The sequence below is a fragment of the Pseudomonas sp. LBUM1676 genome, assembly GCF_059695605.1.
The window spans coordinates 501,197-512,902 of the sequence record NZ_CP166777.1; the positions used below are offsets into that span (position 1 = coordinate 501,197).

The window sequence follows — 11,706 nt, forward strand, 5'->3', positions numbered from 1 at the left end:
TGGGAGCCAGCCTGCTGGCGATAGCGATCTACACAACAACAAATGTCCCTCTGAGATAACACCCTTGAGCATTCAACCCAGCACCTACTCCCCCGACATCGCGGTGCCGAGCGACAAACGTGTCTTCGGCGGCCGCGATCTGTTTTCCCTGTGGTTCTCCCTCGGCATTGGTCTGATGGTGTTGCAGACCGGCGCCCTGCTCGCGCCAGGCCTGGGCCTGTCCGGCTCGTTGCTGGCGATCTTCCTAGGTACCCTGGTCGGCGTTTTGCTGCTGGCCGCCGTCGGCGTGATCGGCAGCGATACCGGCCTGTCGTCGATGGCTGCGCTCAAGCTCAGCCTTGGCAAACATGGCGCGAGCCTGCCGGCCGTGCTGAACCTGCTACAACTGATCGGTTGGGGCTCGTTCGAAATCATCGTCATGCGCGACGCCGCCAGTCTGTTGGGTACGCGTGCGTTCAGCGAAGGCAGTCTGCTGTCGAATCCGCTGCTCTGGACCCTGTTCTTTGGTGGCCTGGCGACCTTGCTGGCTGTCAGCGGGCCGCTGACATTCGTACGGCAGATCCTGCGCAAGTGGGGCATCTGGCTGCTGCTGGCGGCGTGCATCTGGCTGACCTGGAATTTGTTCGCCAAAGCTGATCTGGCCGCGTTGTGGGCGCAGGCCGGGGATGGTTCGATGCCGTTCGCCGTGGGCTTCGACATTGCGATCGCCATGCCGCTGTCCTGGCTGCCACTGATCGCCGACTATTCGCGTTTCGGCAAGCGTGCTAAAAACGTTTTCGGCGGTACAGCGATCGGTTTCTTCATCGGTAACTTTTGGCTGATGAGCCTGGGCGTGGCCTACACCCTGGCGTTCGCGCCGAGCGGTGAAGTGAATGCCTTGCTGCTGGCATTGGCCGGTGCGGGCCTGGGAATTCCGCTGCTGCTGATTCTGCTGGACGAGTCTGAAAACGCTTTCGCCGACATTCACTCGGCAGCCGTGTCCAGCGGGATTCTGTTGCGCTTGAAAGTCGAGCATCTGGCGCTGGCCATCGGGGTGATCTGCACGCTGATCGCCTTGCTGGCACCATTGGCCCAGTACCAGAACTTCCTGCTGTTGATCGGTTCGGTGTTTGCGCCGCTGTTCGGCGTGGTACTGGTGGATCACTTCATTTTGCGCAAACGTTCTGCTCAAGTGGCGTCAGCCGCATTGCGCTGGCCGGCGCTGCTCGCCTGGTTGGGCGGGGTGAGCACTTATCACTTGCTGGCCAACTTGTATCCGGATGTCGGCGCAACCCTGCCGGCGCTGGTACTGGCAGGGCTGCTGCAGCTGGTGCTGGGCCGGGCCTTCAGTTACGGCCGGGAAACAGCTCGGGCTTGATAATGCCGTTCAGGCGCGGGTAGGGAATCTTCAGTTCGACGTGGCCCAGCGCGTAAGGCGCGATGGTGCTCACTTCGTACTTGAGGATCACCCCGCCGTAGGTCAGCGCAACGTTCTGGGTTTTGACGAAGGGCCAGCTCTTGACGAACTCCGGTTCCTGATCGAGCTTGGTGCTGATCAGCCAGCTGTTGTGCGCCACCTGCGCCGCTTTCCAGAACGCTTCTTCCTGACCCGGAACCAGCATGTCAGAAAGGGTCAGCACCTTGTGTTGCTGGCGCGAATAGTTGATGAAGCTGCGACCCGGTGTGCCATGGGCGCCGCCGGTGTCCAGGTAGCTGGAAAATTCGACGATCACCAAGCCGTCATGCTGCTCACGTACCTTGGCTTGCAGATAACTGCTGTGACGCGGGCCGGCACTGCTCAAAAATTGCTCGCGATAGGCCGCCAGCGTCGGCGCCACCGGCGCGTCGGGCGAGGTGCGGGTCATTTGCAGCAGGCGTTTTTCGATGATGCCATCCAGTGCAGGTTCGGCAGGGAAGCGCAAAGTGTCGATGTTCACCAACGGGCAGTCCTGGTTGCTGCAGCCCGGTTTCAGCTGCTCGGAGGCATCGCGGGTGGTTTCCAGCGGCGCCCGGTAGTTGGGCTGGAACAGACTCTGGCAGGCGCCCAGGGTCAGGGCGATTGCAGCCACGGAGGCGATTTTAAAAAGCGACATGGGCGTCCTTCATAAAACAGGGAAAGGCGAAAAGTTACCCGCTTCGACTGTCAGCGGGGTAATCAGTTCGCCACTAAGCTAATTAGAGTTGGTTTCGCCTTCACCGTCTATCCCGCTGACTGGAAAGGGGCTGCATCAAAGGTCGCGGGCGCGTTAGGATGGCGCGAAGTCGAGGCTGGAGCCTCGGTGTTGAAACGAGGATTGTCATGACTGATTTTGCCAACGCCATTCCGACCGCCGTTGAGATCGTTCGGCGCGAAAAGTGCTTCGAGGGCTTTTACAAGCTCGATCGCGTGCACTTGCGTCATGAATTGTTCGCTGGCGGCATGAGCCGCGAGATCAGCCGTGAAGTGTTTGTTCGCCACGATGCGGTATGCGTGCTGCCTTACGATCCGCAGCGCGACGAAGTGGTGTTGATCGAGCAGTTTCGCGTCGGCGCCATGGGCAAGATCGACAATCCGTGGCTGGTCGAACTGGTCGCTGGTCTGATCGATAAGGACGAAGAACCGGAAGCAGTTGCTCACCGCGAGGCGCAGGAGGAAGCTGGGCTTGTATTCGGGGCACTCTGGCCGATGACCAAATATTTTCCATCGCCGGGCGGTAGCAATGAATTCGTGCATTTGTACCTGGGGCGTTGCGAGACAACCGGGGTCGGCGGCCTGCATGGGCTGGAGGAAGAAGCAGAAGATATCCGCGTCACGGTCTGGGCGTTCGAAGATGCCCTGCAGGCCGTACGCGACGGGCGGATTGCCAACGCGGCCAGCATCATTGCCTTGCAATGGTTAGCTTTGAACCGCGCTGAAGTGAGGGGGTTATGGTCGTAAACAAGCTGCGCGATCGCTATCGGGTGGACCTCGTAGGGCTGCAAGCGTCCTGCGAGGCAAACTACGCGCGCCTCATGCGACTGCTGCCTGACATGCGCAACGAACCGGCGGCACGGCGCATTGCCGTGACCCATGGCGAACAGATGCTCGGCGTACTGGCCCTCGAAGTACTGCAGGTCTGTCCGTACACCACGACCCTGCAAGTGCGCCAGGAACACAGCCTGCCGTGGCTGCCGGTGCCACAACTGGAAGTTCAGGTCTATCACGATGCCTGCATGGCCGAGGTGGTCAGCGCCGAACATGCACGACGCTTCCGCGGCATCTATCCTTACCCGAACGCCGCGATGCACCAGCCTGACGAAAAGGCCCAGCTGAACATGTTCCTGGGCGAGTGGTTGAGCCATTGCCTGGCGTTGGGGCATGAGTACGAAGTTGTGCGTTGACGCTGATTGTGAACTGCGTCAGGTTCACGGATTTCCTCTTTTGATCGTCCCCCAGCATAATTGCGGCACTCATCCAATCCCGTGATTCAGCCTTGGGAGAACGCCTTGCCAAGCGTATCCACATTGACCCCCGCCGATTCGGCATTGCTGGTGCAACTCTCCGACAGTCATCTGTTTGCCGAGGCGAATGGCACGCTGCTGGGCATGAATACCCGTGACAGCCTGCAAAAAGTCATCGAGTTGGTGCGCCAGCAACAGCTGCAGATCGATTTGATCATTGCCAGTGGCGATCTTTCCCAGGACGGAACGCTGGAGTCTTATCAGTCGTTTCGCGACTTGACCCGGCAACTCGATGCGCCGGCGCGCTGGATTCCCGGCAATCATGACGAGCCGCGGATCATGGCTGAGGCTGCGGTGCAGAGTGCGTTGCTGGAGCCGGTGGTGGACATCGGCAACTGGCGGGTCACCTTGCTCGATTCGGCAGTGCCGGGTTCGGTACCGGGGTATTTGCAGGACGATCAGTTGCAGTTGCTGGCGCGTTCGCTGAGTGAGGCACCTGATCGGCATCATCTGGTGTGCTTCCACCATCATCCGGTGTCGATCGGCTGTGCATGGATGGAGCCGATAGGGTTGCGTAATCCGGAGGCGCTGTTTTCGGTACTGGATCGATTCCCGCAGGTGCGTGCCGTGTTGTGGGGGCATGTGCATCAAGAGATCGACCGGGAGCGAAATGGCGTGCGGCTGATTGCCTCGCCGTCGACCTGCATTCAGTTCGAACCGGGGAGTGAGGATTTCAAGGTGGGGGATCAGGCGCCGGGGTATCGGTGGTTGAGATTGTTGCCGGATGGCCAGCTGGAAACCGGAGTGGAGCGTGTCACCGGGTTCGACTTTCAGGTCGATTACGGCTCCGACGGCTACTAGGGTCATTCCGCAAGACCGAGTTGCTGCCTTCGCGAGCAGGCTCGCTCCCACATTGATTGCTGGTGTCCACATATTACGGATTCGCAGCAGATTCCCTGTGGGAGCGAGCCTGCTCGCGAAAGCGTCCGCACAGACGACCCAGTTATTGCGGATATCCCCGATCCCCCCGACACGCTGTAAACTCCGCCTCTTTACCCGACGCACAGGGAGCTCAAATGTCCGGTTCGATCCTTTACATCCACGGCTTCAACAGCGCGCCGGCGTCGAACAAGGCCACTCGGTTGATCCAGGTGATGGACCGACTGGGCCTGGGCGATCAACTGCGCGTCCCGTACCTGCATCACCATCCCCGCGAGGCCATCGGTCAGCTGGAGCAGGCGATTGCCGAGCTTGGACGGCCATTGCTGGTCGGCAGCTCACTCGGCGGCTACTATGCGACTCACTTGGCCGAACGCCATGGCCTCAAGGCCCTGTTGATCAATCCGGCCGTCAGCCCGCACCGGATGTTCGACGGGTACCTGGGGTCGCAGAAAAACCTGTACACCGATGAAGCCTGGGAATTGACCCACGACCATGTGACGGCCCTGGCCGAGCTGGAAGTGCCGGCGCCCCAGGACCCGCAGCGGTATCAAGTGTGGTTGCAGACCGGCGACGAAACGCTGGATTATCGCCTCGCCCAGCAGTATTACCGCGCCTGTGCCTTGCGCATCCAGGCCGGCGGCGACCATGGTTTCCAGGGTTTTGCCGGGCAACTGCCGGCCCTGCTGAGTTTTGCCGGCATTGGCGCAGATTTGTATCAGGCAATCGATTTCACAACACTGTGACTCCTTGCCTCTATTTTCAACGGACACTGACGACGAGACCCCATGGCCACTCCCAGCGCTAGCTCTTATAACGCAGACGCCATCGAAGTCCTCTCGGGCCTCGACCCGGTGCGCAAACGCCCCGGCATGTACACCGACACCAGTCGGCCGAACCACCTCGCCCAGGAAGTCATCGACAACAGCGTCGACGAAGCCTTGGCCGGGCACGCGACCTCGGTGCAGGTCATCCTGCACGCCGATCACTCCCTGGAAGTCAGCGATGACGGCCGTGGCATGCCGGTGGATATCCACGCCGAAGAAGGCGTGTCGGGTGTCGAGCTGATCCTTACCAAGCTCCACGCGGGCGGCAAGTTTTCCAACAAGAACTACCAGTTCTCCGGCGGTTTGCACGGGGTGGGTATTTCCGTGGTCAACGCCTTGTCGACCGAAGTCCGGGTGCGCGTCAAGCGTGACGGCAACGAATACCAGATGACGTTCGGCGACGGCTACAAGAAAACCGAGCTGGAAGTGGTCGGCACCGTCGGCAAGCGCAACACCGGCACCAGCGTGTTCTTCTCACCGGACCCGAAGTATTTCGATTCGCCGAAATTCTCCATCAGCCGCCTCAAGCACGTGCTCAAGGCCAAGGCCGTCCTGTGCCCGGGGCTGCTGGTCAGTTTTGAAGACAAGGCCACCGGCGAGAAAGTCGAATGGCATTACGAAGACGGTCTGCGCTCCTACCTGGTGGACGCGGTCAGCGAATTCGAGCGCCTTCCTGACGAGCCGTTTTGCGGCAGCCTGGCCGGTAATAAAGAAGCGGTCGACTGGGCACTGCTGTGGTTGCCGGAAGGCGGTGACAGCGTTCAGGAGAGCTACGTCAACCTGATCCCGACGGCCCAGGGCGGGACCCACGTCAATGGTCTGCGCCAGGGCTTGCTTGATGCCATGCGCGAATTCTGCGAGTTCCGCAGCCTGTTGCCGCGCGGTGTGAAGCTGGCCCCGGAAGACGTCTGGGAGCGCATTGCCTTCGTCCTGTCGATGAAGATGCAGGAACCGCAATTCTCCGGCCAGACCAAAGAGCGCCTGTCGTCCCGTGAAGCGGCGGCGTTCGTTTCCGGTGTGGTCAAGGACGCCTTCAGCCTGTGGCTCAACGCCCACCCCGAAACCGGCATGCTCCTGGCTGAACTGGCGATCAACAACGCCGGCCGTCGTCTGAAGGCCAGCAAGAAAGTCGAGCGCAAGCGAATCACTCAAGGTCCGGCATTGCCGGGCAAGCTCGCCGACTGCGCCGGGCAGGACCCGATGCGTTCCGAACTGTTTCTGGTGGAAGGTGATTCCGCCGGTGGGTCGGCCAAGCAGGCGCGGGATAAAGAGTTCCAGGCGATCCTGCCGTTGCGCGGCAAGATTCTGAATACCTGGGAAGTCGACGGCAGCGAAGTGCTGGCCAGCCAGGAAGTGCACAACATCGCAGTGGCCATCGGTGTCGATCCAGGCTCGGCGGATATCGCCCAGCTGCGTTACGGCAAAATCTGCATCCTCGCCGACGCCGACTCCGACGGTTTGCACATCGCCACTTTGCTGTGCGCGTTGTTCGTCCAGCATTTCCGCCCGTTGGTGGATGCCGGTCACGTCTATGTCGCGATGCCGCCGCTGTACCGAATCGACCTGGGCAAAGAGATCTACTACGCCCTGGACGAGGCCGAGCGCGATGGCATTCTCGATCGCCTGGTGGCCGAGAAGAAACGCGGCAAGCCTCAGGTCACCCGATTCAAGGGTCTGGGTGAAATGAACCCGCCTCAGTTGCGCGAAACCACCATGGACCCGAACACCCGGCGCCTGGTGCAGCTGACGCTGGACGATTTCGAGGCGACCTCGGAAATGATGGACATGTTGCTGGCGAAGAAACGCGCCGGTGATCGCAAGTCCTGGCTGGAGTCCAAAGGCAACCTGGCGGAGGTTCTGGGCTGATGCGCCGAGGCTTTGCCTTGGCGTGTGCGTTGCTGCTGACCTCGATGACGGTTGCTGCGCAGTCGGCGCCCGAGTTGCGCCTGTTGTCCGCACATGCCGTCGATGGCATGCGCGGCGGCAACCTGTCCGGGCTGGCCCAGTGCGGCAAGGATTTGTGGACCGTATCCGACCGGGATGACGATCAGATTTACCGACTCGATACCCGAGACCCAGTCTGGCAAGCCGAAGCCGTACACATCGACGCCCCCGAGGTGCCTGATAGCGGATTGCCCTGGGGGCTGCGTTCGCGGACCTGGGCGGCCTCGTTTGCCCGTGGCGGAGATCTGGATTTCGAAGGCATCACCTGCGACAACGCCGGCAATCGCTACATTGTCAGCGAGTCTCATGCGGCGGTGCTGCAAGTGCCGCCAACGGGCCCCGCAGCCTGGCTGAAGATCTCTCCGATCCTGGTTCGAGAGGCACGGGCCAGCGGCCTGTTGCTGCACTTCAACGCCCTGTTCGAAGGCCTGGCGATCAGCACCGAAGGTGACAAATTGTGGCTGGCCGCCGAGCGTGAAAGCCGCGGGCTGCTGTTGATCAAGCGCCAGCAGACCGTCTGGGACTGCGATGGCGGCTGTGTGCTGCTGAGCGAGGCCGGACAGGAAATGCAGCCCCCACAATTCCCCGGCGCACGGGCGATGCCCCGGGACTTTGCCGATCTGTCATTGTTCGACGGCAAGCTGTTTACCCTTGAACGCAATGTCTTCGAGATCTGCCGCCGTGATGCACAGACGGCCAAGGTCGAGCGCTGCTGGTCGTATGCCGCAGAAGCGTTACAGGAAAACCGGCGTTATCCACAGGCCTATGCCCTGGAAGAAGCGTTGATCGTGGACGCCGACGGTGCCTGGATCGGTATCGACAACAACAACGGTATCCGCGCCGACGGCGAGGTACGCCCGATCATCATGCGCTTTGCCGCACCTGAAGGTGGCTGGAGTGCCAAGTCATGAGCCAGCAACCGCCGGGCAAGCGCATCGGCCGAGTGTTGATGGTACTGGCGTGGTGCGCCGCGCTGTTTCTGGCCACGCGGTTTTTCGGGCAGTGGGAGCAGCGCCAGCAAAATCCAAACGCCGTTGTCAGCACGGAGCAGGGCGAAGGTTTTATCGAAGTAAAGCTTGCCAGCAATAATCAGGGACATTTTGTCGCCAGCGGCCAGATCAACGGTCAACCGGTGGATTTCATGCTCGATACCGGGGCAACCGATGTGGCAATCCCTGGCGGCATGGCCGAACGGCTGAAGCTGGAGAAGGGCTTCCCGGTGACCTTGAGCACGGCCAGCGGTCGTGCCGAGGGCTACCGGACCCGAATCGAGCGCCTGCAACTGGGCGACATTGTGCTGCATGATGTGCGCGCCCTCGTCGTGCCAGGCCTGGACGGCAACCAAGTGCTGCTCGGAATGAGCGCGCTGAACAAACTTGAATTTACCCAGCGCGGTGGCACCATGCTGCTGCGCCAGACAACGAACCGATGAGGCCCGCATGAGCGACATCCTTGCAGACAGCTTAGACGGCATAGAACGCCGATCGCTGGCTGACTTCACCGAAAATGCCTACCTCAACTACTCCATGTACGTGATCATGGACCGCGCGTTGCCGCATATCGGCGACGGCCTGAAACCGGTACAGCGGCGCATCATCTACGCGATGAGCGAGTTGGGGCTGGACGCCGACTCCAAGCACAAGAAGTCGGCACGTACCGTCGGTGACGTGCTCGGCAAGTTCCACCCGCACGGGGACTCGGCTTGCTACGAAGCCATGGTCCTGATGGCTCAGCCGTTCAGCTACCGCTACACACTGGTCGACGGCCAGGGTAACTGGGGTGCGCCGGATGATCCCAAGTCCTTCGCCGCCATGCGTTACACCGAAGCTCGGCTGTCGCGTTACTCCGAAGTGCTGCTCAGCGAACTGGGCCAAGGCACGGCGGATTGGGGCCCGAACTTCGACGGCACCCTCGATGAGCCCCTGGTGTTGCCGGCGCGTTTGCCCAATATCCTGCTCAATGGCACCACCGGCATCGCCGTGGGCATGGCCACCGACGTCCCGCCGCACAACCTGCGCGAAGTCGCGACCGCCTGCGTGCGCTTGCTCGATGAGCCCAAAGCCACGGTCGAACAGCTCTGCGAGCACATTCAGGGCCCGGATTACCCGACCGAAGCGGAAATCATCACGCCGCGCGCCGATCTGCTGAAGATGTACGAAACCGGCAAGGGTTCGGTGCGCATGCGCGCCGTGTATCACATCGAAGACGGCGACATCATCGTCACCGCGCTGCCGCATCAGGTCTCGGGTGCCAAGGTGCTGGAGCAAATCGCGGCCATGATGCAGGCCAAGCCGTCCAAGGCCCCGCAGATCGCCGATCTGCGCGACGAATCCGACCACGAGAACCCGTGCCGGATCGTGATCATCCCGGGCGCCCGCAAAAACTTCGACCACGATGCGCTGATGCAACACCTGTTCGCCAGCACCGAGCTGGAGTCGAGCTACCGGGTCAACATCAACATCATCGGCCTGGACGGCAAGCCACAGCTGAAAAATCTGCGGGCGTTGCTGGTCGAGTGGCTGGCGTTCCGCGTCAACACCGTACGTCGTCGTCTGCAGTTCCGCCTCGACAAGGTCGAGCGCCGCCTGCACCTGTTGGACGGCTTGCTGATTGCCTACCTCAACCTGGATGAAGTGATTCACATCATCCGTACCGAGGAGCATCCGAAAGCTGCACTGATCGAGCGCTTCGCCCTGAGTGAAATCCAGGCCGACTACATCCTCGATACCCGTTTGCGTCAGTTGGCGCGACTGGAAGAAATGAAACTGCGTGCCGAGCAGGATGAACTGCTCAAGGAACAGGCCAAGTTGCAAGCCCTGCTGGGCAGCGAAGCCAAGCTGAAAAAGCTGGTGCGCACCGAGCTGATCAAGGACGCCGAGACCTACGGCGACGATCGTCGCTCGCCAATCGTCGAGCGCGCCGAGGCCAAGGCGCTGACCGAGCACGATCTGTTGCCGAACGAGAAAGTGACCGTAGTGCTGTCGGAAAAAGGCTGGGTGCGTTCTGCCAAAGGCCACGAAATCGATGCCACCGGGCTTTCCTACAAGGCTGGGGATGGTTTCAAGGCTTTGGCGCCCGGGCGTTCCAACCAGTTTGCGGTATTTATCGACTCCACTGGCCGCAGTTATTCGGTGGCCGCGCACACCTTGCCATCGGCCCGAGGCCAGGGCGAGCCGCTGACCGGCCGTCTGACGCCGCCGCCAGGGGCGAGCTTCGAATGCGTGCTGATGCCCGAAGATGATTCGCTGTACGTCATCGCGTCCGACGCCGGATACGGTTTCGTGGTCAAGGGTGAAGACCTGCAAGCCAAGAACAAGGCGGGCAAGGCGCTGTTGAGCCTGCCGAACAACGCCAAGGTGATTCTGCCGCGTCCGGTGGCCGATCGCGAACATAACTGGCTGGCTTCGGTGACCACCGAAGGTCGCCTGCTGATCTTCAAGATCAGCGATCTGCCACAATTAGGTAAGGGCAAAGGCAACAAGATCATCGGCATCTCCGGTGAGCGCGTGGCCAGTCGCGAAGAATATGTCACGGACATCGCGGTACTACCGGAAGGTGCAACCTTGGTGCTCCAGGCCGGAAAACGTACCTTGTCACTGAAAGCGGATGACCTTGAACATTACAAGGGTGAGCGTGGACGTCGTGGTAACAAGTTGCCACGTGGCTTTCAGAGGGTAGATGCGCTGCTCGTCGAAAACCTCAATTAAGCGTCCCAGAGCGCTCGATCTACGATTTAACCCGTAGATCGACGCATTGGCGCTGGAGTCGGAACGCATATTCACGGATGATATGGCCTTTCAAGCGCCGGCGTGGCTGAGCGTTCTTCATATTTTTTGAGTATTTTCACTGTGGTTAGCCTTGTGGCAGCCACCTGGATGGGACGATGACTGCTCTGCGCCTTCCTTTTATTTTGATGCTCGCCGGGGTTTTTGGCCTGGCGGGTTGCACCGTTCACCAACCGGTGTCGCTGTATCAGCTGGACAGCGGAAGTCCGGCTCAGCCTGCGCAAAGCGCGGGCATGGCGGTATTGCTTGGCCCTGTGACCGTTGCCGATTATCTGCAACGCGAAACCTTGCTGCAGCGTCAGCCGGATGGCAGCCTGCAAGCTTCGCAAGATGGTCGTTGGGCGGGTAGCCTGTCTTCGGACATCGACCAGCTGTTGTTGCGTCAGGTAGCCGGTCACCTGGATAGCCAGCGCGTGGTACTGGCACCGGCGACAGTGGGTTTCACGCCGGATGTTCAGGTTCTGCTGACCATCACCCGCCTGGATTCGGGCGAGTCGCAGCCGGCTATCCTGGATGCGCAATGGCGTTTGATCGACCGTCGTGGTCAGGTGCGCGATAACCGCATCATTCATCTGCAGGAACAGCATGCCGGCGGTACCGCGGCGCAGGTTCAGGCTCAGGGTGTGTTGCTGCAGCGTCTGGCCGAGCAGTTGTCGGTCGCGCTCAAGCCGTTGGCCAACCAGCCGCCGATCGCTGAAGCGCCGCGCAAACCCGCTGCCAAGCCTGCGGCACCGACGGCCGAGAAGGACAAGCAGCCGAAGATCCCGATGGCTGCGCCGATCCGCACGGATATGGAAGTGTTCAGGTTCTAA

11 protein-coding genes are annotated in these 11,706 nt (G+C 61.0%); 10 read left to right on the forward strand and 1 reads right to left on the reverse strand.

Annotated features, from left to right (window positions below; all coding sequences use genetic code 11):
* Window positions 1-64: 64 nt before the first annotated feature.
* Window positions 65-1,357 carry a putative hydroxymethylpyrimidine transporter CytX gene (cytX, locus tag ACA041_RS02280; protein ID WP_497439700.1) on the forward strand — a complete coding sequence of 431 codons (1,293 nt, stop codon included), beginning with the start codon at window positions 65-67 and terminating at the stop codon, window positions 1,355-1,357.
* Here the strand turns inward: cytX and ACA041_RS02285 are convergent.
* Complete coding sequence (locus ACA041_RS02285; RefSeq protein ID WP_497439701.1) at window positions 1,326-2,072, reverse strand: RsiV family protein; 747 nt, start codon at window positions 2,070-2,072, stop codon at window positions 1,326-1,328. The two genes, cytX and ACA041_RS02285, sit on opposite strands and share 32 nt — an antisense overlap.
* Window positions 2,073-2,278: 206 nt before the next feature.
* Between ACA041_RS02285 and ACA041_RS02290 the strand changes: the two genes are divergently transcribed.
* From ACA041_RS02290 to ACA041_RS02330, 9 genes are all read left to right on the forward strand, one after another.
* Window positions 2,279-2,896, forward strand: coding sequence for an NUDIX domain-containing protein (locus ACA041_RS02290; RefSeq protein ID WP_497439702.1), 618 nt, complete (start codon window positions 2,279-2,281; stop codon window positions 2,894-2,896).
* Window positions 2,887-3,339, forward strand: coding sequence for a DUF1249 domain-containing protein (locus tag ACA041_RS02295; RefSeq protein WP_017336229.1), 453 nt, complete (start codon window positions 2,887-2,889; stop codon window positions 3,337-3,339). The genes ACA041_RS02290 and ACA041_RS02295 overlap by 10 nt, the downstream gene beginning before the upstream one ends.
* 105 nt (window positions 3,340-3,444) lie before the next feature.
* Window positions 3,445-4,260 (forward strand): 3',5'-cyclic-AMP phosphodiesterase, encoded by an 816-nt coding sequence (gene cpdA / locus ACA041_RS02300; RefSeq protein WP_497439703.1) that lies wholly within the window; start codon window positions 3,445-3,447, stop codon window positions 4,258-4,260.
* Window positions 4,261-4,475: 215 nt separating this feature from the next.
* On the forward strand, window positions 4,476-5,084 hold the full coding sequence (locus ACA041_RS02305; protein ID WP_497439704.1) for a YqiA/YcfP family alpha/beta fold hydrolase: 609 nt from the start codon (window positions 4,476-4,478) through the stop codon (window positions 5,082-5,084).
* Between the two features lie 42 nt (window positions 5,085-5,126).
* Window positions 5,127-7,031, forward strand: a complete 1,905-nt coding sequence (gene parE / locus ACA041_RS02310; protein WP_497439705.1) for a DNA topoisomerase IV subunit B — start codon at window positions 5,127-5,129, stop codon at window positions 7,029-7,031.
* Window positions 7,031-8,020 carry an esterase-like activity of phytase family protein gene (locus ACA041_RS02315; RefSeq protein ID WP_497439706.1) on the forward strand — a complete coding sequence of 330 codons (990 nt, stop codon included), beginning with the start codon at window positions 7,031-7,033 and terminating at the stop codon, window positions 8,018-8,020. Before parE ends, ACA041_RS02315 begins: the two co-directional genes overlap by 1 nt.
* A complete protein-coding gene (locus ACA041_RS02320) occupies window positions 8,017-8,541 on the forward strand; it encodes a retropepsin-like aspartic protease family protein (protein WP_497439707.1) in 525 nt (174 codons plus the stop codon). The genes ACA041_RS02315 and ACA041_RS02320 overlap by 4 nt, the downstream gene beginning before the upstream one ends.
* Before the next feature lie 7 nt (window positions 8,542-8,548).
* The gene (gene parC, locus ACA041_RS02325) at window positions 8,549-10,816 is read left to right on the forward strand and encodes a DNA topoisomerase IV subunit A (RefSeq protein ID WP_497439708.1); all 2,268 of its coding nucleotides are present in this window, start codon (window positions 8,549-8,551) and stop codon (window positions 10,814-10,816) included.
* Window positions 10,817-10,992: 176 nt separating this feature from the next.
* Entirely contained in the window at window positions 10,993-11,706 is a 714-nt protein-coding gene (locus ACA041_RS02330) for a PqiC family protein (RefSeq protein WP_497439709.1), read from the forward strand.